Here is a 23,054-nt window from a genome sequence, read left to right as displayed (position 1 = left end):
CATGGGATCTCGGGCATGAGCCAGCAGGACGGCGGAAACGACAAGAAGAAGCGCGGCTTCTGGGGCTGGCTGAAGGGCGAGCCGGCGGCCGAAACGCCGGTAGCGCCGCCGCCCGACGCGCCTGTTCCCGATACGGCGGAAGCCGCGCCCGTGCCTGTTGCGCCGGACGTGCCGCTGCCGACCTCGGTGGAGAGCGCTGCGGCGGAGCCTGCCGCGCCGCCGGTGCCGGAGCCCGTCGCCGCGTCGCCCGTCGAAGCTCCTGCGCTTGAGCCCGCCGAACCCGAGCCGCTTGCCGAGGCTGCGCCGAAGCCCGTTGCCGAGGCGGAGCCCGAGCCGGTCGAAATTCCCGCTCCTGAGCCGCCCCCGGCCGTCGCGCCCGAAGCCCCCGCGCTTCCCACGCCGTCGCCTGAACCCGTCGCCGCAACCCCGGCCCCGGAGCCGCGCAAGGGCTTCTGGAGCCGCCTCGCCTCGGGCCTTGCCCGCACCGCCTCCAGCCTTGGGCAGGGCATCACCGACCTTGTTTCCAAGCGCAAGCTTGATGCGGCGACGCTTGAGGAGCTGGAGGAAGTGCTGATCCGCGCCGATCTCGGCGTCGAGACCTCCATGCGAATCGTCGAGGACGTGGGGCGCGGTCGGCACGACAAGATGATCTCGGCCGAGGAGGTGAAGAGCCTCATCGCCGCCGAGGTGGAGCGCATCCTCGCCCCGGTGGCGACGCCGCTGGTGGTGGACACCGCGCACAAGCCGTTCATCCTGCTGATGGTGGGCGTCAACGGATCGGGCAAGACCACCACCATCGGCAAGCTCGCCTCCCAGTGGCGCGCCGAGGGCCGCAAGGTGGTGCTCGCCGCCGGCGACACCTTCCGCGCCGCCGCCATCGAGCAACTGAAGGTGTGGGGCGAACGCACCGGCGCCACCGTCATCGCCCGCGAGCAGGGCGCCGATGCGGCGGGTGTTGCCCATGACGCCATCACCGAGGCGCGCGCCCAGAACGCCGATATCCTGATGATCGACACCGCCGGCCGCCTGCAAAACCGCGCCGAGCTGATGGCGGAGCTGGAAAAGGTCGTCCGGGTCATCAAGAAGCAGGAGCCCACCGCCCCGCACGCGGTGCTCCTCGTGCTCGACGCCACCGTGGGCCAGAACGCGCTGTCTCAGGTGGAGGCCTTCGCGCGCATTGCCGGTGTCACCGGCCTCGTGATGACCAAGCTCGACGGCACGGCGCGCGGCGGCATCCTCGTGGCCATCGCGGCGAAGCACAAGCTGCCCATCCATCTCATCGGCGTGGGCGAGGGGCAGGACGACCTCCAGCCGTTCGCGGCGCGCGATTTCGCACGGGCCATCGCCGGGCTGGAATGAGGTCTTTCGCGCCTGTGCGGTAGCGCTCTGCCGCCCTGCTGCCGTTTCGGCACGCGGCGGTTGCGAATCCGCCGTTCCTCGGGAAATGTCGGCCTTGAGCGCCGCCGTGCGCCATCCCGAGGATCGCCGCAATGACCCTGTCTTCCCGACGCCTCTTCTCCCTCTCGCTGGCCACAGGGACGCTTCTGGCCCTCTCCGGAGCGGCTTTTGCTGCGGAAACGACGCCGCTGTTCAAGATCGTCACGGTGAAGGACGAGATCGTCGTCGGCCTCTCGCCGCAGGATGTGGCGGCCCTCGGCGGCAGCGATGTCACCGCCATCGGCAAGGCGCTGAAGGGGAAGGGTGAGGTGACGCTCTGGCGCTATGCGGTGCGCAAGGCCGCCGACGGGGCGCTGGAGCAGGCGCCGGTGGCGCGCGTGAGCATCCTCGGCAATGACAGCCTGCGGGTCGAGCCCTACACCACCCCGCTGAAGATCATCGCGCCCCAATGAGGCGCCTCGTCCTCCTCGCGCTTGCCGTGCCTGTGCTGGCGGGCGAGGCCCGCGCGGAAGACCCGGCGTGGGTCGCCGCCGCCACGGCGCAGCTGCCGAAGACGCTGGTGGCCGGCCGCGTTCTGCGCGCGGGGGAGCTGGGGCAGACGGCGCTGATCGCCGTCTTTCCCGCTGGCGCGGACGATCCCAGGACGCCGGGCAGCGCCTTCCCGCCCGGGCAGGTGCTGGAGGTGACGCTGACGCCTGAGGGCGATGCCCGGAAGGTCGTCTCCGCCACCGTGCGCCCGCGCACCCCTCAGGACGCGGCCGGGGACGATCCCGTCGCGGAGGAGCAGGCGGACATCCTCGCCGGTCTGGCGAAACAGAAGGCGGAGCCGGGTGTCGAGCCCTGCCAGATCAAGGCTTGGTCCATCGACACCAGCCGCAAGGGCCTTGCTGTGCGCGCCGCGCCTTCGGCCACGGCGAAGGTGGTCGGCACCCTTGCCCCGCCGCGCCATACGCCCGAGTCGGGACAGGGCGAGGACGACAGCTGGCACGCGGAGTTCGAGGTCACCGGCTACAAGGACGGCTGGTTCCGCATCCGCAACGCCACCCCGCCCGGCGCGCCTTACGATGATCCGCCGCCGCGCTCCTACCCGAAGACCTACAAGGGCGCCGGCTGGATTCCGGCGGACAAGGCGGGCGGTGCCTATGCCAACACGCAGATGCCTGTCATGCGCCTGCATCAGGCGCCGAGCGTCGATTCCAAAGACATCCCGCCCGGCGACGACGCGGCCGACCCCTCCGGCAATCTGCCCATCGACGGCACGCTGGAGCGCCTTTACGCCTGCTCCGCCAACTGGGCGCTGACCAAGAGCCGGGATGGCAAACGCGGCTGGTGGCGCGGCATCTGCTCCAACCAGGTCACGAACTGCAGCTGAGGACTAGTCGCGGGGCAGGGCCAGCAGGTCCACATGGCCGATGACGCAGCCCTGCGCCATCGCCCGCGCCTGATGCCAATCGGCTGCGACCTCAGCCGGTACGTGCCCGCTCTCCACCGCCGCCTGCGCGGTGCCTTTCGCAAGCTCGGCGATCAGCTGACTGTCGCCGGCGTCGAGCCGCCACGGGCTGTCTGCCGTCTCGATGACATAGCCCGCCGCCCCAAGGGCCTCGCCCAGGATGGTGCCCGCATCCGCGCCGGCGGCGCGACCGAAGCCCTTGTCGGTGCCCTGATGAGCGCGGAAGGCATCCGCGATTTCCACGTCCGCCGGATGCGGTGGCGACCACGCATCCCGGCCGTCGCACGTCAGCGCCGCATGGAGCACCACGCCGGTGCCGGCGAACGCTGCCGCGAAGCGTTGGCACCAGTCCGCCGACACGAGATCGTAGAAGGCCGAGGCGGTGACGAGATGGGGCCGGAAGGCCAGCGGCGCGGCGGGGTCGGCGGCGATGTCGCGCAAAGCGAATTCCACCGTCACCTCCTTGCCCGCGAGATCGAGCACCAGCGTTGCCCCGTCCTCCCGCCAGCCGTCCGCGAAGGCGCGAAAGGCGGTCCGGGCGGCCTCGGCGAGGGTGTTGTCGTGGTCCACCAATATCCAGTGCTGGCGCGGTCCGAGCTTCGGCGCGAGGGCGCGGAGGTTGGAGCCGGAACCGGCGCCGAGATCGACGATGCGTTGCTCTACCAGGGACGACAGCCGGGCGGCGAGCTTCGCCTCCAGCGCCGCCGATCGGGCGCGATGGTCGGCGGCCTCCCGCAAGGCGAGCCATCCGGCGGAGAAGGTCGCGGCAGGGGCGGGAGCCAATTCGCTCATCGGTCGGCGACCTCCATCAGCACCCGGCCGATGACGGCCACGGTGTCCGACCAGTCGGGCAGGGCGGTGCCGGCGGCGAAGGCGGCATCGGCCATCGCCCGCCGCCGCACGGGATCGATTAGCAGCGGGCGCAGCGCCGCGGCGAGGGCGTCCGCATCGCCGGGCGGCACCTTCAGGCCGGCCCCGTCCGGGACCGTCTCGCCGGCCGCACCGCCGGTGGTGCAGATGACCGGCAAGCCGCGCCGCAGCGCCTCGGCCAGCACCATGCCGTAGCCCTCATAGAAGGAGGGATGGACGAAGATGTCGGCGGCGGCATAGGCCTCGTCCAGCGCCGTCACATGGAGCGCGCCGGCGAGGCGGATGCGGGGGCCGAACCCGGCCGCGCGCGCGGCGATCTCCCGCGCCGTCTCCGGCTCGAAATCCGGGCTGCCGACGATGGTCAGCGTCCAGTCGAGATCCGTGAGGCCGTCGAGGGCGTCGAGCAGCACGCCATAGCCCTTGCGGGGCGTCAGCGACCCCACTGCGATGAGTCGGGGCGGCTGGCCGTCCGCCGGCACGCGGGCCGCCGGGGCGGTGCCGGGCAAGGCGAGGGTGATCTTTTCCGGCGGCACGCCATAGCGCTCCACCAGCATCCGCCGCGTCTCCGGGCTGACGGCGATGACGGCGGCGGCGGCGGCAAGCGCGGCGGCCTCGCTTTCCAGCAGGCGGGCCGCGACCTCCTGCGAGAGGCCGGTCTCCAGCGCGAGGGGATGATGCACCAGCGCCACCACGGGCCGTCCGAGCTGCCGCAGGCCCTCGCCCGGCAGGGCGCCGAGGGCGAGGCCATCCGCCAGCAGCACGGTGCCGGGAAGTGTCGCAGCAAGAGCGGCGAGAGCCGCCTCGATCTCGTCCGCCGTGGGACAGGGGAAGCCGCCTTCGAGGGAGAGTGGCGTCGCATCGAAACCCTGCGCCTTGAGACCTGCGAGGATGCGCCGGTCATAGGCATAGCCGCCGCTGGGGGTGTCGATGGCGCCGGGATGGACCAGCGCCACCGCCGGCCGCACGGGGGTGCTCACGCGGCGGGGCCGATATCGGCCTCGTACCAGGCGCGGGCGACGTGGGATTCGTGCAGCGACACCCGGATGCGCACGATGCCGTCGCCCCCGGTGCCGAGATCGCCGGAGCGGGCAGCGGCCGCCATGTGGTCGAACACGTGGCGGGCCAGCACCTCGGTGGTGGTGTTGCGGCCGGCGAAGGCGGGCACCTCGTCGAGGTTCTTGTAGTTGAGCGGGCCGAGCACGCCTTTCAGCGCCTCATGGGCGCGGGCGATGTCCACCACCACACCCTCTTCGGTGAGGTCCTCGCGATAGAAGGCCACATCCACCACGAAGGTCGCCCCGTGCAGCGCCTGCGCCGGGCCGAACAGGTCGCCCCGGAAGGAATGGGCGATCATGATGTGGTCCCGCACCTCTACCGCGTACATGGAATGTCCTTTCTGTCCGGTGGTCCGGCTTCAGCCGTATTTGACGACGGTGGCGATCCCTTCCGAACCGGCTGCGAGAATACGCGGCATCCGGGCCGGCAGATCATTGAAGGCGACCTCCTCGGTGATGAGGGCATCGAGCCGGTCGTCGGCGAGGAGGTCCAGCGCCTTGAGCAGGCGGCGGCGACGGCTCCAGCGCGGGCGGCGGGCGGGGCTGACCGCGCCCACCTGCGAGGAGAGGATGGCGAGGCGCTTGTGATGGAAGCCGCCGCCCAGCGCCACATCCACCGGACGGTCGCCGTACCAGCTCATCTCGATCACGCGGCCCTCGTCGCCGCAGCAGGCGAGGCAGGTGTTGAGGCCCGCCGAGGAGCCGGAGGTGTGGAAGACGAGATCGGCATCAAGATCGGTCGGGCCGGGCTCGGCGGGCAGGAAACCGGCGCCGAACGTCGCGGCCACCGCCGCGCGGGCGGGATCGGTGTCCACCACCGTCACCTCGGCACCGGGCAGGCGGCCGCAGAGATAGGCGACCAGCAGGCCGACGAGCCCCGCGCCCACCACCACGATGCGGTCTCCGGGGCCGGCGCCGCCGTCCCACACCGCATTGAGGGCCGTCTCCATGTTGGCGGCGAGGGTGGCGCGCCGCGCCGGCACGGCATCGGGCACCGGGGCCAGCATCTCGGTGAGCGCGACGAAGCGCTCCTGATGAGGCGCAAGGGAGAACACGCGGCGGCCGAGAAGTTCGGGCGGCCCCACTTCCACCGCGCCGACGGCGCAATAGCCGTACTTCACCGGAAACGGGAACTCGCCCTCCTGCAACGGTGCGCGCATGCGCTTGCGGTGGACGGGATCGGCGAGCCCGGCGGCCACCAGCCGCTCGGTGCCGCGGCTGATCGCGCTGTATTCGGTGCGGACCTGCGCGGTCGCCTCGTCCACTGCCGGCAACACGCCGGGCCTCAGCTCGCTGACGCCGGGCGCGACGTACCAGAGGGCGCGGGCAAAAACCGAAGCGTGGCAAGTTGACGCAGGATGAACGGCCATGCTTTGGCTCTCGTATACGCTTGGGGTTTCGTCGCCGCGGGCCGCCGGCACCCAGGGAGCTATGCATGTCTTCAAGGTCCGGTCCACTGTCCACGCTTCCGGAAAAACCCGCACACGCGTCGGCCACGCTGACGCCGGCCCTGATCCAGCCGCTCTCAACGCTCCGGCGGCGCCGTCTGTTCATGCTGGTCGCAAATCTGGCGACGGTGGCCCTCGTCCTCGCGGGCATGGTGGCGCTGGGCGCCCATGACGGCTTCTCGCTGGTGGATGGGCTGCTGCTGGTCTGCGCGCTCGCCATCACGCCGTGGAATTCCATCGGCTTCTGGAATGCGGCGGTGGGTCTCTATCTGCTGCACGGGCGGCGCCGGGGCGTGGAGGCGGCCGCGCCGTTTCTGGCCCCGCCTCTGCCCGAGGGGCAGATCACCGCACGCACCGCCATCCTCCTCACCGTGCGCAATGAGGACCCGTCGCGGGCGCTGGCGCGGCTGAAGGCGGTGAAGGCCGACCTCGACCTCACCGGCCACGGCGGCGCCTTCGATTTCCATGTGCTCAGCGACACCTCGCGGCCGGAGATCGCCGCCGCCGAGGAGGCGCTGGTGGCGGCGTGGCGGGCGCAGGAGGGACCATCCCGCATCTTCTACCGCCGCCGCGCCGACAATGCCGGGTTCAAGGCCGGCAACATCCGCGCCTTCTGCACGGATGCGGGCGAGCGCTACGACTTCATGCTGCCGCTCGATGCCGACAGCCTGATGGGGGCGGACACCATCCTCTCCATGGTGCGCTTGATGGCGGCCTATCCGCGCCTCGGCATCCTGCAGAGCCTCGTGGTGGGGCTCCCCTCGCAGAGCGCGTTCGGGCGCATCTTCCAGTTCGGCATGCGGCACGGCATGCGCAGCTACACCCTCGGCGCGAGCTGGTGGGCGGGGGATTGCGGGCCGTTCTGGGGGCACAATGCAGTGATCCGCGTCGCCCCCTTCCGCGACGCCTGCCATCTGCCCGAGCTTCCCGGTGGCGCGCCGTTCGGCGGACCGGTGCTCTCCCACGATCAGGTGGAAGCGGTGCTCATGCGCCGCGCCGGCTACGAGGTGCGGGTGCTGCCGGTGGAGAGCGAGAGCTATGAGGAGAACCCGCCGGCCGCCACCGATTTCGTCGGCCGCGACCTGCGCTGGTGCCTCGGCAATCTCCAGTATCTGCGCCTGCTGACCGTTCCGGGCTTCGCAAGGAGCCTCCAGCCCATGAGCCGGTTCCAGCTCGTCTGGGCCATCCTGATGTTCGTGACGGTGCCGGCCCATCCGGCGCTGCTGGCGCTGCTGCCGCTGGCGGCGGCGGATGCGGGGCCGGCCTATCCCGCCGCGCTCGCTCTGGCGCTCTACGCCGGCATGATGGCGATGGCGCTCCTGCCCAAGCTCGCCGGCGTCGCCGACGTTTTGCTGACCTCGGGCGGCGTCGCCCGTTATGGCGGCGCACTGCGATTTGCGGCGTCCGTGGCGGTGGAGCTGGTGTTCTCCTTCCTGCTCAGCGCCATCACCGCCATGGCGGTGACGCTGGAGATGGTCCGCCTGCTGCTGGGCCGGGTGCGGGCCTCGTGGCGCGCGCAGGCGCGCGATGGCCACGGGGTGGACTTCGCCCATGCGGCCCGGGCGTTCTGGCCGCAGACGGTGTTCGGTCTCGCCGTTCTTGCCGCGCTGCTGGCGGTGCAGCCGGTGCTGGCGCTGTGGGCGTCGCCGGTTCTGGCGGGCTACGTGCTCGCCATTCCCTTCACCATGGCCACCGCCGATCCGCGTCTCGGCCGGCTGTGCGTGCGCCTCGGCCTGTGCGCTGTGCCGGAGGAGTTCCGCCCGAGCCGGGTGCAGCGCCTGCTCGCGGGCGAGAGCTTCGAGGCCCGCCGGGCGGCCTGATCTGAGACGGTGCAGAAACGAAAAGGCCGGGCGCGAGCCCGGCCTTTCCTGTTCCGTGCGATAGGGTGCGATCAGCGCCGGCCGAAGCCGCCGCCAAACCCGCCGCCGAAGCCACGGCCACCGCCGAAGCCTCCGCCAAAGTGGTCTCCACCACCCCAGCTGCCGCCGCCGCCGAAGCGATCGCCGCCGCCGAAGCCGCCGAAGTCGCGGTCGAAGCCGCCGGAGCCGAAGCTGTCGCCACGGCCATAGGCGTCGCCGCCGAAGCCGTCGCCGCCGTAGCTCGACACCCGCTGATTGCTATAGGAGCGGGCCTGCTCCTCGTGATCGAGGCTGGAGGTGTCGCGGGTGGTGTTCTGCCAGCCGGAGGTGGTGTGCTGGCTCCAGCTGCCGTTGTCGTTGTGCTGGTAGACGTTGCCGTCGTGGTCCACCGCCACATGGCCGTTGTCCCAGGCCACCGCGTTGCCGGTCTTGGCATTGCCGGCGACGCCGCGGCTGTTGACGTTCACGTTGCCGTGGTTGTCGGTCACGCCGGTCTGGGAGGCGTGGTAGGTGCCGGTGGTGGGGTTGGCGCCGGCGGATTCACGCCCGGCGGCGGCATTGCCGGTATAGGCGTTGCCTTCCACCCCGGCGCGGCTTTCGCCGCGGGCCCCGGTGGTGGGGTTGTAGCGGGCGTTCTCCCGGCCGGCGGCATAATTGCCGGAATAGGGATTGAACGCGGCGGCCGAGCGACCGGCGAAGTTGGTGCCGTTGGCCGTGGTGCCGTGCCAGTCGCGGCCCGACCAGTCGGTGCCGTTCCAGGTGGTGCCCCAGGCGTGGTTGACGGTCGCGGCGCCGCCCCAGCGGCCATAGAGGTTGGTCTGGTTCAGGTTGGTGTAGCCCCAGTGGCCGCCCCACGGGCCGTAGGGTCCATAAGGTCCATAGGGGCCATAGGGATGCCAGTAGGGACCCCAATAGGGGTAGACCGCAGCGCCCCAGCCCCAGCCGGCGGCGAAGCCGAAGGCGAAGCCGGTGTCGAGGCCCAGCGCGAAGCCGGCGCCGACGCCGTAGGTGACCGGGCAGGAATACCAGTCGGCAAAGCCCACATAGCCGACGCAATTGTAGCCGGTGCCGTAGACCACCGTGCCGCCGGGCGCGACCACGACGCCCATGTAGCCGGGGGTATAGCCCACCACCACCGCGTCCGGCGTCGAGCCGTAGATGCGGACGTAGGTGACGTAGTGCATCGGCGAGGACACCGGGATGGTGTAGATCACGTCCGGCACCACGTCGGCGACCCGCCAGGGGCCGGCGGGATCGACGGCCACGAACCAGGCGCCGTTGTTGACCGCATAGAAGCGGTCGGGGGCGAGGCGGATCACCGGCGTTGCGGTGTTCACCGCATAGGCGAGTGCCGTGCCGCTGATGGGCTCGAACTTCGGCGCGCCCTCATAGGCGACCTTCAGCTCCACGCTGCGCTTCACGGTTGCCGTCTGCGGGATGGTGGCGGCGATGGCCGCTTCCTTCGCCTGCGGCGTGCCCGCGACGGAGACCAGCACGTTGGCCTTCGGATCGTTCGGCGAGATCTTCGAGAAGTCCTTGGGCAGCGCGTTGCTGGCGACGAAGGCCCACGGCCCCTTGAGGTCGGGCGCCTTGAACCAGCGGCCCGAGATCAGGACGAAATAGGAGTTGGAGGTGGTCTCCATGAACACCGCATGATCGGCATTGTTCATGGTGAGCAGGTTGGTGCCGGCGACCGGGAGCATCTGCGGCTGGCCGTCGGTCTGGATCAGCTCGGACGGCTTGGTGACGGCGATGATGGCCGGGGCCGGGTTGATGGGCTTCTTGTCGTTGTTGAGCAACGGATCGGCCGGGGTCTCGGCGATGGCGGCCTTGCCGGCGGAGGCGAGGGCATCGGAGACCTGGGGGGTGACGATCCACGTGCCGCCGAGGTTCGGCGTCTCATACCAGTGGCCGGCGGCTTCCAGATGATAGGTGCCGGCATCGTCCTTCAGCAGCAGCGGGCGGGTATTGACGACCCGCTGGAAGCCGCTGACGCCCTTGATCGGGCGCAGCACCGGCTCGCCGGCGACCGGGACGAGGATCGTGGTCGTGGTGGCGAACAGGATCTGCGGCGGGGTGTTGTCCACCGGCTGGGTCTGGACCTTGGCCAGTTCCTGGTTCACCGCATAGCTCGCCTGGAGCTGGTCGAGCGGGACGGTCATGCCGTCGGGCGGCAGGCGGGTCTGGAGGGCGGAGCGGATTTCGCTCGCCTTGGCCGGCTCGGTGGGCACCTGCACGCCATCGATGGTGAAGGTGGCGAAATGGACGAGGCCGGCCGGCTTGTCGATGGCGACGCGGGTGGTGAACTTCACCATGCCGTAGGTCGGCGTCCCCGTCTTGACGCCGATGGCGACGGCGGCGCGGCCGGACATGGTGTCGCCGGTCCACACGTCGATCTGCGGCTGATAGAGCTGGAGGACCTGATTGTCGGGCAGGTCATAGACGCGCGGCCAGGTCGGCGGCGCGGAGGGCGTGGCTCCGGGCTGGGCCTGCGCCTGAGGTGTCGACTGGGGTTGCTGGGCGTCGGCCGTCGCGGTCCACAGCATCGCCGCTGCAACCAGCGCGGCGGCTGAGGCGCCGCTCCAAAGTCGCTTCATGAACTCCCTCCCTCCCGAAACACCGGGGCGCGCACACCTACCATGTTCGCAGTCGAACGTCAGCGTGGCCGCGCGGCGCCTTCGGGTCGCGACGTCCGGCCGTGGCGCGCGAGGCATGAAGCTCAGCTAGCCCGGGCGCAGCTGCGCTGCCAGGAGAGGCGCGGCCCCTGCCACGACAGGCTGATGGCCTTGCGCGCCGGGCAGGCCCGCGTCGCAGCGTCTGCCCCGCCGCGATCCCAATAGTCGCGCCACTGGTAGGCGACGTTGCGTGCCGCGGGCTGGTCCGCCTTCGCCATGGCGGGAGCGGCATCGCCGGGGAAGGCGCGCACGAGGTCGCCGCCACCCCAGGCGGCGATGGCGATGAAGGTGGTGGCGGCAGCCGCGATCAGGGAGGAGGTCTTCATGGCAGGGTCCGGGGCAGCTCGTTGTTCGACGTCGCGTGGCCGGCTTAGAACGCCGGACCGAGGCAGGTCGTCCCCTCAATGGAGGATGTTTTCATCCTGCTTGTACGACGCCGGGGCTGAACCCGTGCCGACACGGGCCTTTACCTTCCGTTCATCTTTTCGCGAGCGCGTCACGCGATGCTGCGTCGCCGCACGTCAAAAAGGTGGGCGGGAGCGGCTCCGATTTGAAGTTCCAGTCTTGATCTCTGCCGTTAGCCGGAGTTCGCTTGGGCCGCGGCGCGCCTTCAACGCGCCGCGGGGGAGCCGGATCCGCCCGGTTTCGATCGGCCTTGGCGGTGAATTCGGCCCCTGAACCTGTGCTGGATGCGTGCCAACTGCCCGGGCGCGACGGGCGGAGGCGTGCAGGGGAGACTGGGCAATGAACAAATACGTCGCCGAGTTCATCGGAACCGCGGTACTCGTCCTTTTCGGCTGCGGCTCCGCCGTGCTCACCGGCTACGGCTCCGCGCCCATCGGGATGCTCGCCATCGCCTTCGCCTTCGGCCTAGCCGTGACCTCCATGGCCTACGGCATCGGCCATGTATCCGGCTGCCACATCAATCCCGCCGTCACCATCGGCGTCTGGGCGGCCGGCCGCATCCCCACCTCCGAAGTGCCGAAATACTGGATCGCCCAGATTCTGGGCGGCATCGCCGGCGCCGCCATCCTGTTCATGATCGCCTCCGGAAAGCTGGCCGGCTTCGACGTGAAGACCGCCGGTCTCGGCCAGAACGGCTGGGGCGAGGGCTATATCGGCGGTTACGGCCTCGGCGCCGCGATCCTCGCCGAGCTGGTGGGCACCTTCGTGTTCCTGGTGGTGATCCTCGGCTCCACGTCCAAGGCAGGCATCACCCAGGCGGCCGGTCTCGCCATCGGTCTGTCGCTGGTGATGATCCACATCGTCTTCATCCCCGTCACCGGCGTGTCGGTGAACCCCGCCCGCTCCATCGGCCCGGCTTTGTTCGCGGGCGGCAAGGCCATCTCGCAGCTCTGGCTGTTCATCGTGGTGCCGCTGGTGGGCGCCTATCTCGCCGGCCTTCTGTTCAAGCTGAAGGTGCTCGAGGACTGAGGCTCCGTCGGCAGGACGCATAAAAAGGGGGCGCGCCGGCAAGGCGCGCCCCCTTTCCGTTTGCCGGGTCGGGGCTCCCGGCAAACCCCCGCTCCGGGATCACGTCACTCGGCGGCGACAGGGCCCGCCGGGTTCTTCTGCTGCTGCGCCGTCTCCGCCGCCTTGGTCCGGGTCTCGTGCTCCAGCGCCGCCTTCACGCCCGCCCCGTACTCCGGGTGGACCTTGGTGAAGAGGGCGATCTGCCGGTCGGCGATCTCCTGCGGAATGCCGTACATGGCCGCCGCGAGGTTGCTGAAGAGCCGCTGGCGCTGGCCGGCGTCGAACAGCTCGAACAGGGCGCGTGGCTGGGAGAAGTCGTCATTGCCGATGCGGTGGCTGTAGCGCTCGGCATCGCCCGAGATCTTCAGCGGCGGCTCGGCATATTTGGCATCCTCGGCGGCGCCGTTGAACGAGTTGGGCTCGTAATAGGCGTCGGTATTCCCGGTCATCTGCGGGAAGAACCGCATGGCGCCGTCCTTGTGGTAGTGATGCACCGGGCACTTGGCGGCGTTCACCGGCAGGTGCTCGTAATGCGTGCCCAGGCGATAACGGTGGGCGTCCGCATAGGAGAAGATGCGGGCCTGCAGCATCTTGTCCGGCGAGAAGGAGATGCCGGGCACGATGTTGGACGGCGAGAAGGCCGCCTGCTCGATCTCGTTGAAATAGTTCTCCGGATTGCGGTTCAGCTCCATGACGCCGATGTCGATGGGCGGATACTCGCCGTGCGGCCACACCTTGGTGAGGTCGAAGGGATTGTAGGAGGTCTTCTCCGCATCCAGCTCCGGCATCACCTGCACCTGCACCTTCCACTTGGGGAATTCGCCGCGCTCGATGGCGGTGAACAGATCCTCCTGCGTGGATTCGCGGGTGCGGCCGACCACCTCGGTGGCCTCGCCATTGGTCCAGTGCTTGTGGCCCTGCAGGGTCTTGAAGTGGAACTTCACCCAGAAGCGCTCGCCCGCCTCGTTGATGAAGGAATAGGTGTGCGAGCCGTAGCCGTTCATGTTCCTGACGCCCACGGGCAGGCCGCGGTCGGAGAACAGGATCGTCACCTGGTGCAGGCTCTCCGGGGAGAGGGACCAGAAGTCCCACATGGCGGTGGGCGAGCGCAGATTGGTCTTGGGGTGGCGCTTCTGGGTGTGGATGAAGTCCGGGAACTTGTATGCGTCGCGGACGAAGAAGACCGGGGTGTTGTTGCCCACGAGGTCCCAGTTGCCCTCGGGCGTGTAGAATTTCAGCGCGAAGCCGCGCACGTCGCGCTCGGCATCCGCCGCGCCGAGTTCGCCGGCCACCGTGGAGAAGCGGGCGATCATCGGCGTCTGCGCGCCGGGCTGGAGGGCCTTCGCCTTGGTGTATTTCGAGATGTCGCCGGTGATGGTCAGCGTGCCGTGGGCGCCCCAGCCCTTGGCGTGCACCACGCGCTCGGGAATGCGCTCGCGGTTCTGGTGGGCGAGCTTCTCCAGGAGCTGGTAGTCCTGCATCAGCACCGGACCGTGCGGGCCGGCGGTGAGCGAATTCTGGTTGTCGGCGATGGGATTGCCGGCGGTGGTGGTGAGGGTGGGTCGCGTCATGAAGGGCTCCCTGCTTAGATTCGCGCCGTGACGGCTGCGGATCATCCGGGGCGCAGGATGGCCGTGAGTTGGAATAAGCACAAATCAGATTGCATTGAGTTTTCGATAAGGTAATCTTATCGTGTGCTCTCCACCCGTCAGCTCCGCTACTTCGACGCCCTCGCCCGCCACCGTCATTTCGGCCGCGCGGCGGAGGAATGCGCCGTCACCCAGCCGGCCCTCTCCATGCAGATCCGCGAGATGGAGGAGGCGCTCGGCGTGCGCCTCGTCGAGCGGGGGCGCAGCGGTGTGCGCCTGACGCCGGTGGGTGAGGAGGCGGCATCGCGCGCCCGCGGCGTGCTCGCGGCCCTCGCCGACATGGAGCGCACCATCCGCGATCGCGGGCGCCTGCTGGAGGGGCGGATGCGGCTCGGCGTCATCCCGTCCATCGCCCCCTATCTCCTGCCGCGCCTGTTGCCGGAGATGGCGGGGCGCTGGCCGGGCGTCGAGATCGCGCTGCGGGAGAGCCAGACCGAGCAATTGGTGAACGACCTCGCCCATGGCGACCTCGACCTCGTCATCCTTTCCCTGCCGGTGGAGCACCCGGCGCTGGAGACCAAGGCGCTGTTCGAGGACCCGTTCCTGCTCGCCGTTCCCGAAAGCTCGGCGGATTTTCAGGGCGAGACCGCCGCCGCCGAGGACATCCTTGCTGCCGACCTCCTGCTGCTGGAGGACGGCCACTGCTTCCGCGACCAGGCGCTCAACGTCTGCCGCAAGGTGGATGCGCGCCAGCTGCGGCGCTTCGGCGCCTCCAGCCTGTCCACGCTGGCCCAGTTGGTCGCCAACGGGCAGGGCGTTACGCTGCTGCCGCAGATGTTCGTTGCATCAGAGGGCGGGCGCATCCCGCGCGTGCGGCTGCTGCGCTTTCCCGATCCGGCGCCGTCGCGGACCATCGGCCTCGTCTGGCGGCGCACTTTGCCGTTCCGGGACGATGTGGAGCAGGTCGCCGCCATGGTCCGGGCCTGCCGCCCGGCTGTGCAAGACGGCGAAGACCGGCGCTCTGCCTTGCTTTGACCCGCGTTCGCGGCTAAGCCCCGCGCAAAGACGGGGATCCTATGGCTCAGGACGGACTTTCCTACCGCGACGCGGGCGTGGACATCGATGCGGGCAACCGGCTGGTCGATCTCATCAAGCCGCTGGTGAAGGCCACCGCCCGGCCGGGCGCCGACGCGGACATCGGCGGCTTCGGCGGCGTGTTCGACCTGAAGGCGGCGGGATTTGCAGATCCCCTCCTCATCGCCACCACCGATGGCGTGGGCACCAAGCTCAAGATCGCCATCGATACCGGCGTGCACGACACCATCGGCATCGACCTCGTGGCCATGTGCGTCAACGATCTCGTGGTGCAGGGTGCCGAGCCGCTGCTGTTCCTCGATTATTTCGCCACCGGCCGCCTCGCGCCGGATGTGGGCGCCCATATCGTCGCGGGCATCGCGCGCGCCTGCAAGGCGGCCGGCTGCGCCCTCATCGGCGGCGAGACGGCCGAGATGCCGGGCATGTACCGCGACGGCGACTATGACCTCGCCGGCTTCTCCCTCGGTGCCGTCGAGCGCACCGAGCTTTTGCCGCGCAAGGATGTTGGCCCGGGCGACGTGATCCTCGGCCTCGCCTCGGACGGCGTGCATTCCAACGGCTATTCGCTGGTGCGCCGCATCGTCGAGCGCTCCGGCCTCGCCTGGACCGACGAGGCCCCCTTCAACAAGGGTCAGAACCTCGGCACCGCGCTCCTCACGCCGACCCGGCTCTATGTGAAGAGCGTGCTCTCCGTCATCCGCGCGACCGGCGCGGTGAAGGCCCTCGCCCATGTCACCGGCGGCGGCATCACCGAGAACCTGCCGCGCGTGCTGCCGGCCGGGACCATCGCCCGCATCGACCTCTCCAACCTCATCGTCCCCCCGGTCTTCCGCTGGCTGGCCAGCGTCGGCGCGGTGGCTCCGGAAGAGATGCTGCGTGCCTTCAACTGCGGCGTCGGCATGGCCGTGGTGGTGCCGGTGGAGCGCGAGGAAGAGGTGGCTGACGCCTTCGCGGCGGCGGGCGAGACGGTGATCCGCCTTGGCGTCATCGAGCCCGGCGCCGGCGCGGCCCATGTGGTCTATGACGGGGCCGCCGACTTCGGGTTCGCGTCATGAGCGAGGCGGCGCCGAAACGCACCGCGATCCTCATCTCCGGTCGCGGCTCCAACATGGCGGCTTTGGTGAAGGCCGCCGAGGCGCCGGATTTTCCGGCCGAGATCGCGCTGGTCCTTTCCAACCGCGAGGACGCCGCCGGCCTCGACTTCGCCAAGGAGCACGGCGTGCCGACCCTCGTGCTGTCGCACAAGGGCTATTCCGACCGCCTCGCCTTCGACGCCGCCCTTGACGCCTATCTGAAGGCAGAGGGCATCGAGATCGTCTGCCTCGCCGGCTTCATGCGTCTGCTCACGCCCTGGCTGGTGGAGCGCTGGCGCAACCGGATGATCAACGTCCACCCCTCGCTCCTGCCGAGCTTCAAGGGCCTGCACACCCACGAGCGGGCGCTGGAGGCGGGGGTGCGGTTCCACGGCTGCACCGTCCATTTCGTGCGCGCCGAGATGGACGAGGGGCCGATCATTCTCCAGGCCGCCGTGCCGGTGGAAGCCGACGACACGCCGGACGTCCTCGCCGCCCGCGTGCTGGCGCAGGAGCACGTCATCTACCCCAAGGGGCTGGAGCTTCTGGCCGCCGGCCGGCTGAAGGTCGCCGACGAGCGGGTGGAGATCACCGGTGCCAAAGGCGGGCTGCCGGCGCTGGTTTCGCCGGGGGTGTAGTTTCCGGGCGGGTGCCTGCTCTTCCTTGTGCTGGCGCTACGTGTGGTCGGCCGGGCGTGAGAGCCTCACGCCCCGATCTTGACCACCCGCACCTTGTTGTCATGAAAGGCCGCGCCGCCCACCGGCGCCACCGGGTCGGCGCCTGTCAGCGTGTTGATGCCGTGCCCGCCGCGATGGGCGCCGGCCGGCTGGATCTGCTCGGAGACGACCACGCCGCGCCGCAGCCCGTCGAACAGGCGGACGCGCAGTTCCACTCGCCCGCGCGGGTTCTCCACCGCCACCAGATCGTCCTCCGCGACGCCCAGCGCCGCTGCGTCCTCGGGATGGATGAGCAAAGAGGGGGCGCCCTCCTTCTCCTGCGAGGTGGGGGTCTCGGTGAAGGAGGAGTTGAGGAAGTTGCGGGCCGGCGCCGTGACGAGGCGGAAGGGATGGGCCGCATCCGCCTCCTCGATCACCGCCCAATGGTCCGGCAAAGCCGGCATGTCCGCCACCGGGCCGAACTTGCCGGGCGCGGGGAAGGAGAGGTTCGCCCAGTCCACCGCCAGGTGGAAGCGCTTGTCGCGGTGGGCGAAGCCGTCGAGGAAATGGGCGGCGCGGAAGTCTTGGCCCACGTCCATGAAGCGGGCGTCCTCCAGCGCTTCCACCGGACCGCGACCGCTCTCGCGCAGGGTCCAGTCGATCAGCTCGCGGGCGGTCATGGTGAAGCCGGGGTGCTCGGCGCCGAGGCGTGAGGCCAGGGCGCAGATCACGTCATGGTTGGTGCGGCATTCGCCCGGCGGCTCCACCAGCTTGGTGCCGATCTGGATGTGGGGATGCCCGCCCGCGCCATAGATGTCGTCATGCTCGGTGAACATGGTGGCGGGCAGCACGATGTCGGCCATCTTCGCCGTATCGGTCATGAACTGCTCGTGGACCGCGACGAACAGGTCATCCCGCGCGAAGCCGCGCTTCACCTTCTCCTGCTCGGGGGCGACGGCGACCGGATTGGTGTTCTGGATGAACAGCGCCGCCACCTTGCCGCCGCCCGCCAGCGCATCGGCCTGGCCCATCAGGATGGGGCCGATGCGGGACTGGTCGAGGGCGCGCACGGTGGGATCGAGCCGGTCGAGCCCCTCGATCATCTTCTTGCGCCAGCCATAGGTGCCGGACATGGAGTGGAGCGCGCCGCCGCCGAGATGCTGCCAGCTTCCGGCCACCACCGGGATGGACGCCACCGAGTGCATGTTCACCGCGCCATTGCGGCTGCGGGAGAAGCCGTAGCCGATGCGGAAATAGGAGGCGGGCGTCGTGCCTACGAGCCGCGCATAGGCCTCGATTTCATCGACCGGCAGGCCGCAGAGCGCGGAGGCCCATTCGGGCGTGCGGGTGGCGAGATGCGCCTCCAGCGCGGCGGCGTCGCGGGCGTAGCGCTCCAGATAGGCGCGGTCGGCGAGGCCGTCGCGGAAGAGCACGTGCATCACCGCGCAGGCCAGCGCCCCGTCGGTGCCGGGGCGGATGAGGAGGGGGATGTCCGCCTGCTCCATGGTGGGCGTGCGATAGACATCCACCACCGCGATCTTGGCGCCGTGCTTCTTCCGGGCGTGGATGGCATGGGTCATCACGTTGACCTGCGTGGACACCGCATTGGTGCCCCACAGGGTGATGAGGCCGGAAGAGGCCATCTCGCTCGGGTCCACGCCGGAGATCTGGCCGGCGCCGGCCATGTAGCCGCTCCAGGCGGGATTGACGCAGATGGACGCGAAGAAGCGCGAATAGCGCTTCACATGGGTCAGCCGGTTGATGCCGTCGCGCATCACGAGGCCCATGGTGCCTGCGTAATAGTACGGCCAGACGGACTCGGCCCCGTGCTCGCGCTCGGCCTTCAGGAGGCCTTCGGCCACCCGGTCCAGCGCCTCGTCCCACGAAATGCGGGTGAACTGGCCGGAGCCCTTGGGGCCGGTGCGCAGCAGGGGATGGGTGAGGCGGTCCGGATGGTTCGCCCGCTCGGCGTAGCGGGCGACCTTCGCGCAGATGACGCCGGCGGTATAGCGCTGGTCCTTGGAGCCATGCACCCGGCCGATGCGGCCGTCGGCCATCACGTCCACCTTCAGGGCGCAGACGGACGGACAGTCATGGGGACAGACGGACGGGTGGGTCGCAACCGGGCTGTGGGCGGTGTGCGAAACGGTCGGGGCATGGACGTTCATGGCCCCGAGACAATAAAGGGGGCGACGCGTTCCGTCGCCCCCTTTTCAGGTCTTACGTCAGGAGCGGCTCAGGCGCCGTGCCCGGCCTCGGCGGCGCGGTCACGCTCCCGGTTGCGCAGGACGTAGCCGAGCCCCAGCACGAAGAGGGCTCCGATGGTGCTGGCCACATAATGGGGCAGGGCGGCCGGGTGGAGCCCGTCCTCCGCCACCTTCACCAGCGCCGGGTTGATGTGCTGCAGGTAGCTGAGCGCCATCACGTCGCCCACCAGCATCTCCCCCGCGATCCAGCCGAGCAGCGCCGCGCCAGCCCAGATGAGGATGGGGAAGCGCGTGAGCAGCGAGAGCAGCAGCTGCGAGCCGAAGATGATGAGCGGTATGGTCAGCAGCAGGCCGAACACGAACAATTCCCAGTGTCCGCGTGCGGCGGCGGCGATGGCCACCACATTGTCGAGGCTCATGACCGCATCGGCGATGGCGATGGTGCGCACCGCCTTCCACAGGCTGTCCGAAGCGGCCACCTCGTGGGCATCGCCGCCATTGTCGGTGACGAGCTTGATGGCGATCCAGAACAGCAGGAGGCCGCCCACCACCTTCAGGAACGGCACGCCGAGCAAGTAGGACACCGCCAGCGCGAACAGGATGCGCAGACCCACCGCCGCGCCGGCCCCGAGCAGGATGCCCCATTTGCGCTGTTTCGCCGGCAGCGAGCGGCAGGCCAGCGCGATCACCACCGCATTGTCGCCGGACAGGAGCAGGTCGATCCAGATGATCTGCAGGAGGGCGACCCAGAAGGTCGGCGCGGTGAAATCCATCGTCCACTCCATGGGGTGCAGGCGGGTAGTGCGGCGGGGCCCTCGGGTTTGGGCGCGCCGCAGTTATTATTACGTTACGTCATGTTGATGACGCAGCAGAACTTCCGTTACGTCAATTAAAGGGCAGAAAAAAGGGGCCGGATGCGGCCCCTTTCGTCTCGATCGTCTCAGGCTGCGAGGTCGTCGTGGGCGTGCGCGCGCCGACCCTTGTACCAGCGCAGGGCCAGCGCGAGGCCGACCACAAGCGCGGCGCCTCCGGCCGAAACGATGCGGTGGAGGTGATGGGTGGTCTCTTCGCCCAGGCGCTCGATGATGGCCACATCGCCGAGCAGCATGTCGCCGGCCACCCAGCCGAGCAGCGCCGCGCCGGCCCAGACGAGCAGCGGGAAGCGGTTGATGAGGGCCATCACCAGCGAGGAGCCGGCGATGATCAGCGGAATGGAGATGGCGAGGCCGAAGACCAGGAGGAACCAGTTGCCGTCGGCGATGGCGGCCACGGCCACCACGTTGTCGAGGCTCATGACGATGTCGGCCACCGCCACCGTGCCCACGGCCTTCCAGAGGTTGTCGCTGGATTGAATGGCCTCTTCGCCGCCCTCGTCAGGGCTGGCAAGGTCCACCGCGATCCACATGAGGGCGAGGGAGCCCACGAGCTTCAGCCACGGCAGGGCCAGAAGTGTCGCGACGATGCCGGTGAAGATGATGCGCAGGCCGACGGCCACGCCGGCGCCGAGAATGATGCCCGTTCGGCGCACCTTCTCCGGCAATGAGCGGCAGGCGAGGGCAATCACCACCGCGTTGTCGCCGGACAACAGGACGTTGATCCATATGATCTGCAGCAGTGCCAGCCAGAGCACTGGTGAATCGAGCGACATGATCCCTACCCCGGGCCATTAGAGCGTCAGCGTCACCGCGAGATTGTATTCTGCGTCTGGTGCGCCGTATTTTGGATTTTGACGCTACGTTATTCTGCCGGAAGGGAACGCTCAACAAAAACCGGACGCCGCGGCGCACAAATTCGATCGCGCGCCGCGGAATCCTAATCAAATACCAGTTCAGCCGACGATTTCATTGCCGGAGAAGAACTGGGCGATCTCCACCTTCGCATTGTCGGTGCTGTCGGAGCCGTGGGCGGAATTCGCCTCGATGGACTCGGCGAACAGCTTGCGGATGGTGCCCTCGGCGGCGTTCGCCGGGTTGGTGGCGCCCATCACTTCGCGGTACTTGGCGACGGCGTTCTCGCCTTCGAGAACCTGCACCACCACCGGGCCGGAGGTCATGAAGGCCACGAGGTCGCCGAAGAAGGGGCGCTCCTTGTGGACGGCGTAGAAGGTCTCGGCCTCCTCGCGCGTCATGCGGATGCGCTTCTGGGCCACGATCTTGAGGCCTGCATTCTCGATGACGGCATTGATGGCGCCGGTGAGGTTCCGACGCGTGGCGTCGGGCTTGATGATCGAGAAAGTGCGCTCGATCGCCATGGGGGACCGTCCTGTCTGTTCATGGAAAAGGAATGCCGCGAGCATCCCGCGGATGGCGCGGCTCTTAGCAGGGGGGCGCCCAAGGGGCAAGGGAAGGGGCGAAATGCCCCGCCCTCAGCGGTCCTTCAGCACCCCGTCGATGGCCCGCTCCACCGCGGCGGAGGCATCAAATGCCACCGGCACGCCGAGCACCCGCGGCCAGAACAGCGGCTCCTTGATGGCCCCCAGGAATTGCGCCGCCGCCAGCTGCGGATCGCTGGTGGCGAGGCGGCCTTCCCCGGCGAGGGTGGCGAAATAGGCGCCGAGGCCCTTCAGCGCCGGCTCCTTGCCCACGGCGAAATAGGCTTGCGACAGCTCCGGAAAGCGCGGCGCCTCGGCGATCACCAGCCGCAGCAGCGGCACAACGTCCGGCCGCTCCCAATGCTCGGTGAGGCGCCCCACATAGGCGCGCAATACCGCTCGGGGATCGCCGGCGGTGTCGCCGGGCAGCATGGGCGCGCGGGTGAAGTGGGACCAAGCGTCGTCGATAACCGCGGCAAACAGCTCGGCCTTGCCGGGAAAGTGCTGGTAGAGCGTGCGCTTGGAAACGGGGGCGGCCGCCGCGACGGCGTCCATGGAGGTGCCCTCATAGCCACGTTCCAGAAACAGCCGGCGCGCGGCGGCGCGGATGCGCGGCACGGTGGTGCGGCGGTCGCGCCCCGGGCGGGCGTCAGCCGGTGCGAAATCGGTCGCGGCGCCCGGCACGGGCGGCGGGGAAGGACTGTCGCTTGACATAAGTACACTATACGGTATAGTTTACATTCATGGCCAGCGCGGGTCCGCCTGGCTGTACCCTTCTTTCCCCTTCATATGAGGTCCCCCATGGACCATCGCTCCCTCGGTCGCTCGGGTCTGTCCGTGTCCGCCATCGGTCTCGGCTGCATGGGCATGTCTGAATTCTATGGGCCGAGCGACGACGAACAGTCGCTCGCGACCCTAGCAGCCGCTCTCGACCTCGGCATAAATTTCTTCGACACGGCCGACATGTACGGCGTCGGCCACAACGAGCGCCTGCTCGGCCGCTTCCTGAAAGGGCGGCGCGATCAGGTCATCCTCGCCACCAAGTTCGGCAACGTGCGCGGCCCCAATGGCGAGCGCCTCGGCGTCTCCGGTACGCCGGACTATGTGCGCTCCGCCTGCGACGCCAGCCTCGAACGGCTCGGCATCGACACCATCGATCTCTATTACCAGCACCGCGTGGACCCCAAGACACCCATCGAGGAGACGGTGGGCGCCATGAAGGGGCTGGTGGAGGCCGGCAAGGTGCGCTTCCTCGGCCTCTCCGAATGCTCGGTGGCGACGCTGCGCAAGGCGCACGCGGTGCATCCCATCTCCGCGGTGCAGATCGAATATTCGCTGTGGAGCCGTGATCCCGAAGAGGAAATGCTGGCGGCGTGCCGCGAGCTTGGCGTCGCTTTCGTCGCCTATTCCCCGCTCGGCCGTTCCTTCCTGACCGGTGCGGTGACGAGCCCCGACACGCTCGCCGCCGACGATTTCCGCCGCGCCAATCCCCGCTTCAGCGGCGATGCGCTCAAGGCCAATCTCACGCTGGTGGAGGCGCTGAAGGACTTCGCCGCGGCGAAGGGCGCCACCAGCGCGCAGATCGCCCTGGCCTGGATCCTCAACAAGCAGGACAACGTGATCCCGATCCCCGGCACGCGGCGGCAGAAGTATCTGGAGGAGAACGTGGCTGCGACCCGCATCCGCCTCTCGCCGGAGGAGGTCGCCACCCTCGACGCGCTCTTCGCACCCGAGGCCGTGGCCGGCACGCGCTATCCCGAGGCGGCCATGGCCATGCTGAACCTCTGACGCCGGACGTCTGATCCGCCCGCAATTTCTGAAGGCCCGCGACCTGTTCGCGGGCCTTTCCTATTCCCATGGGGAAAGTTTCTGGGTGGCCGGCGCGCCGGGAGGTT

General features: G+C 69.3%; 21 protein-coding genes. 9 read left to right on the top strand and 12 right to left on the bottom strand.

What is annotated here, in order from left to right:
- The first annotated feature begins 15 nt into the window (after window positions 1-15).
- The 3 genes from ftsY to V5F74_RS17800 all read left to right on the top strand — a co-directional run bounded on the left by ftsY (window position 16) and on the right by V5F74_RS17800 (window position 2,770).
- A complete protein-coding gene (gene ftsY, locus V5F74_RS17810) occupies window positions 16-1,359 on the top strand; it encodes a signal recognition particle-docking protein FtsY (protein ID WP_394009544.1) in 1,344 nt (447 codons plus the stop codon).
- A gap of 131 nt (window positions 1,360-1,490) precedes the next feature.
- The gene (locus V5F74_RS17805) at window positions 1,491-1,850 is read left to right on the top strand and encodes a hypothetical protein (RefSeq protein ID WP_029556862.1); all 360 of its coding nucleotides are present in this window, start codon (window positions 1,491-1,493) and stop codon (window positions 1,848-1,850) included.
- Window positions 1,847-2,770, top strand: coding sequence for an SH3 domain-containing protein (locus V5F74_RS17800; protein ID WP_394009542.1), 924 nt, complete (start codon window positions 1,847-1,849; stop codon window positions 2,768-2,770). Before V5F74_RS17805 ends, V5F74_RS17800 begins: the two co-directional genes overlap by 4 nt.
- Window positions 2,771-2,773: 3 nt before the next feature.
- Here V5F74_RS17800 and V5F74_RS17795 read toward each other — a convergent pair whose 3' ends face one another.
- From V5F74_RS17795 to V5F74_RS17780, 4 genes are read right to left on the bottom strand one after another with little or no spacing between them, the layout of a single operon-like run.
- On the bottom strand, window positions 2,774-3,640 hold the full coding sequence (locus V5F74_RS17795) for an SAM-dependent methyltransferase (protein WP_394009541.1): 867 nt from the start codon (window positions 3,638-3,640) through the stop codon (window positions 2,774-2,776).
- The gene (locus V5F74_RS17790; protein WP_245279322.1) at window positions 3,637-4,695 is read right to left on the bottom strand and encodes a glycosyltransferase family 4 protein; all 1,059 of its coding nucleotides are present in this window, start codon (window positions 4,693-4,695) and stop codon (window positions 3,637-3,639) included. Before V5F74_RS17790 ends, V5F74_RS17795 begins: the two co-directional genes overlap by 4 nt.
- Entirely contained in the window at window positions 4,692-5,102 is a 411-nt protein-coding gene (locus V5F74_RS17785; RefSeq protein WP_024277257.1) for a 6-pyruvoyl trahydropterin synthase family protein, read from the bottom strand. Before V5F74_RS17785 ends, V5F74_RS17790 begins: the two co-directional genes overlap by 4 nt.
- A 30-nt stretch (window positions 5,103-5,132) precedes the next feature.
- Window positions 5,133-6,143 (bottom strand): zinc-dependent alcohol dehydrogenase, encoded by a 1,011-nt coding sequence (locus V5F74_RS17780; protein WP_029556866.1) that lies wholly within the window; start codon window positions 6,141-6,143, stop codon window positions 5,133-5,135.
- 65 nt (window positions 6,144-6,208) lie between these two features.
- On the opposite strand from V5F74_RS17780, the gene mdoH reads away from it, so the two are divergent.
- The gene (gene mdoH / locus V5F74_RS17775; RefSeq protein ID WP_029556867.1) at window positions 6,209-8,041 is read left to right on the top strand and encodes a glucans biosynthesis glucosyltransferase MdoH; all 1,833 of its coding nucleotides are present in this window, start codon (window positions 6,209-6,211) and stop codon (window positions 8,039-8,041) included.
- A gap of 71 nt (window positions 8,042-8,112) precedes the next feature.
- Here mdoH and V5F74_RS17770 read toward each other — a convergent pair whose 3' ends face one another.
- Together V5F74_RS17770 and V5F74_RS17765 are read right to left on the bottom strand one after the other, a co-directional pair.
- Window positions 8,113-10,677, bottom strand: a complete 2,565-nt coding sequence (locus V5F74_RS17770) for a carbohydrate-binding family V/XII (RefSeq protein WP_394009538.1) — start codon at window positions 10,675-10,677, stop codon at window positions 8,113-8,115.
- A gap of 122 nt (window positions 10,678-10,799) precedes the next feature.
- A complete protein-coding gene (locus V5F74_RS17765) occupies window positions 10,800-11,081 on the bottom strand; it encodes a hypothetical protein (protein ID WP_394009536.1) in 282 nt (93 codons plus the stop codon).
- A gap of 418 nt (window positions 11,082-11,499) precedes the next feature.
- Between V5F74_RS17765 and aqpZ the strand changes: the two genes are divergently transcribed.
- A complete protein-coding gene (aqpZ, locus tag V5F74_RS17760) occupies window positions 11,500-12,189 on the top strand; it encodes an aquaporin Z (protein WP_029556870.1) in 690 nt (229 codons plus the stop codon).
- Between the two features lie 104 nt (window positions 12,190-12,293).
- On the opposite strand, the gene V5F74_RS17755 is transcribed toward aqpZ, so the two are convergent.
- The gene (locus tag V5F74_RS17755) at window positions 12,294-13,799 is read right to left on the bottom strand and encodes a catalase (protein WP_029556871.1); all 1,506 of its coding nucleotides are present in this window, start codon (window positions 13,797-13,799) and stop codon (window positions 12,294-12,296) included.
- A 123-nt stretch (window positions 13,800-13,922) separates the two neighbouring features.
- Here V5F74_RS17755 and V5F74_RS17750 point away from each other — a divergent pair, with 123 nt between their 5' ends.
- The 3 genes from V5F74_RS17750 to purN are packed head-to-tail and all read left to right on the top strand — an operon-like array spanning window position 13,923 to window position 16,623.
- Window positions 13,923-14,852, top strand: coding sequence for a hydrogen peroxide-inducible genes activator (locus tag V5F74_RS17750; protein ID WP_394009533.1), 930 nt, complete (start codon window positions 13,923-13,925; stop codon window positions 14,850-14,852).
- A 41-nt stretch (window positions 14,853-14,893) separates the two neighbouring features.
- Entirely contained in the window at window positions 14,894-15,967 is a 1,074-nt protein-coding gene (purM, locus tag V5F74_RS17745; protein WP_250165111.1) for a phosphoribosylformylglycinamidine cyclo-ligase, read from the top strand.
- On the top strand, window positions 15,964-16,623 hold the full coding sequence (purN, locus tag V5F74_RS17740) for a phosphoribosylglycinamide formyltransferase (RefSeq protein ID WP_169121661.1): 660 nt from the start codon (window positions 15,964-15,966) through the stop codon (window positions 16,621-16,623). Before purM ends, purN begins: the two co-directional genes overlap by 4 nt.
- Window positions 16,624-16,688: 65 nt before the next feature.
- On the opposite strand, the gene V5F74_RS17735 is transcribed toward purN, so the two are convergent.
- The 5 genes from V5F74_RS17735 to V5F74_RS17715 all read right to left on the bottom strand — a co-directional run bounded on the left by V5F74_RS17735 (window position 16,689) and on the right by V5F74_RS17715 (window position 21,843).
- Window positions 16,689-18,809, bottom strand: a complete 2,121-nt coding sequence (locus tag V5F74_RS17735; protein WP_394009530.1) for a molybdopterin-containing oxidoreductase family protein — start codon at window positions 18,807-18,809, stop codon at window positions 16,689-16,691.
- 68 nt (window positions 18,810-18,877) lie between these two features.
- Complete coding sequence (locus V5F74_RS17730; protein ID WP_250165115.1) at window positions 18,878-19,621, bottom strand: TerC family protein; 744 nt, start codon at window positions 19,619-19,621, stop codon at window positions 18,878-18,880.
- Window positions 19,622-19,788: 167 nt separating this feature from the next.
- On the bottom strand, window positions 19,789-20,496 hold the full coding sequence (locus V5F74_RS17725) for a TerC family protein (RefSeq protein ID WP_029556877.1): 708 nt from the start codon (window positions 20,494-20,496) through the stop codon (window positions 19,789-19,791).
- Between the two features lie 180 nt (window positions 20,497-20,676).
- Window positions 20,677-21,099 carry a nucleoside-diphosphate kinase gene (ndk, locus tag V5F74_RS17720; protein WP_024277270.1) on the bottom strand — a complete coding sequence of 141 codons (423 nt, stop codon included), beginning with the start codon at window positions 21,097-21,099 and terminating at the stop codon, window positions 20,677-20,679.
- A 114-nt stretch (window positions 21,100-21,213) separates the two neighbouring features.
- Window positions 21,214-21,843 carry a TetR/AcrR family transcriptional regulator gene (locus V5F74_RS17715; protein WP_394009527.1) on the bottom strand — a complete coding sequence of 210 codons (630 nt, stop codon included), beginning with the start codon at window positions 21,841-21,843 and terminating at the stop codon, window positions 21,214-21,216.
- Between the two features lie 117 nt (window positions 21,844-21,960).
- Here V5F74_RS17715 and V5F74_RS17710 point away from each other — a divergent pair, with 117 nt between their 5' ends.
- A complete protein-coding gene (locus tag V5F74_RS17710; RefSeq protein ID WP_374251295.1) occupies window positions 21,961-22,947 on the top strand; it encodes an aldo/keto reductase in 987 nt (328 codons plus the stop codon).
- Window positions 22,948-23,054: the final 107 nt, after the last annotated feature.

Source organism: Xanthobacter aminoxidans (assembly GCF_043193615.1).
Lineage (GTDB): Bacteria > Pseudomonadota > Alphaproteobacteria > Rhizobiales > Xanthobacteraceae > Xanthobacter > Xanthobacter aminoxidans.
Note: the sequence above shows the minus strand (reverse complement) of the source record. Positions and strands in the feature narration are given on the sequence as shown.

Bases quoted from the DNA above. Each gene is read 5' to 3' on its own strand.
- V5F74_RS17795 (WP_394009541.1), bottom strand. From the start codon at position 3,640: ATGAGCGAATTGGCTCCCGCCCCTGCCGCGACCTTCTCCGCCGGATGG.
- V5F74_RS17765 (WP_394009536.1), bottom strand. From the start codon at position 11,081: ATGAAGACCTCCTCCCTGATCGCGGCTGCCGCCACCACCTTCATCGCC.
- V5F74_RS17805 (WP_029556862.1), top strand. From the start codon at position 1,491: ATGACCCTGTCTTCCCGACGCCTCTTCTCCCTCTCGCTGGCCACAGGG.
- V5F74_RS17730 (WP_250165115.1), bottom strand. From the start codon at position 19,621: ATGGATTTCACCGCGCCGACCTTCTGGGTCGCCCTCCTGCAGATCATC.
- aqpZ (WP_029556870.1), top strand. From the start codon at position 11,500: ATGAACAAATACGTCGCCGAGTTCATCGGAACCGCGGTACTCGTCCTT.
- purM (WP_250165111.1), top strand. From the start codon at position 14,894: ATGGCTCAGGACGGACTTTCCTACCGCGACGCGGGCGTGGACATCGAT.
- ftsY (WP_394009544.1), top strand. From the start codon at position 16: ATGAGCCAGCAGGACGGCGGAAACGACAAGAAGAAGCGCGGCTTCTGG.
- V5F74_RS17770 (WP_394009538.1), bottom strand. From the start codon at position 10,677: ATGAAGCGACTTTGGAGCGGCGCCTCAGCCGCCGCGCTGGTTGCAGCG.
- V5F74_RS17755 (WP_029556871.1), bottom strand. From the start codon at position 13,799: ATGACGCGACCCACCCTCACCACCACCGCCGGCAATCCCATCGCCGAC.
- V5F74_RS17710 (WP_374251295.1), top strand. From the start codon at position 21,961: ATGGACCATCGCTCCCTCGGTCGCTCGGGTCTGTCCGTGTCCGCCATC.
- V5F74_RS17780 (WP_029556866.1), bottom strand. From the start codon at position 6,143: ATGGCCGTTCATCCTGCGTCAACTTGCCACGCTTCGGTTTTTGCCCGC.
- V5F74_RS17785 (WP_024277257.1), bottom strand. From the start codon at position 5,102: ATGTACGCGGTAGAGGTGCGGGACCACATCATGATCGCCCATTCCTTC.
- V5F74_RS17735 (WP_394009530.1), bottom strand. From the start codon at position 18,809: ATGAACGTCCATGCCCCGACCGTTTCGCACACCGCCCACAGCCCGGTT.
- V5F74_RS17725 (WP_029556877.1), bottom strand. From the start codon at position 20,496: ATGTCGCTCGATTCACCAGTGCTCTGGCTGGCACTGCTGCAGATCATA.
- ndk (WP_024277270.1), bottom strand. From the start codon at position 21,099: ATGGCGATCGAGCGCACTTTCTCGATCATCAAGCCCGACGCCACGCGT.
- mdoH (WP_029556867.1), top strand. From the start codon at position 6,209: ATGTCTTCAAGGTCCGGTCCACTGTCCACGCTTCCGGAAAAACCCGCA.
- purN (WP_169121661.1), top strand. From the start codon at position 15,964: ATGAGCGAGGCGGCGCCGAAACGCACCGCGATCCTCATCTCCGGTCGC.
- V5F74_RS17800 (WP_394009542.1), top strand. From the start codon at position 1,847: ATGAGGCGCCTCGTCCTCCTCGCGCTTGCCGTGCCTGTGCTGGCGGGC.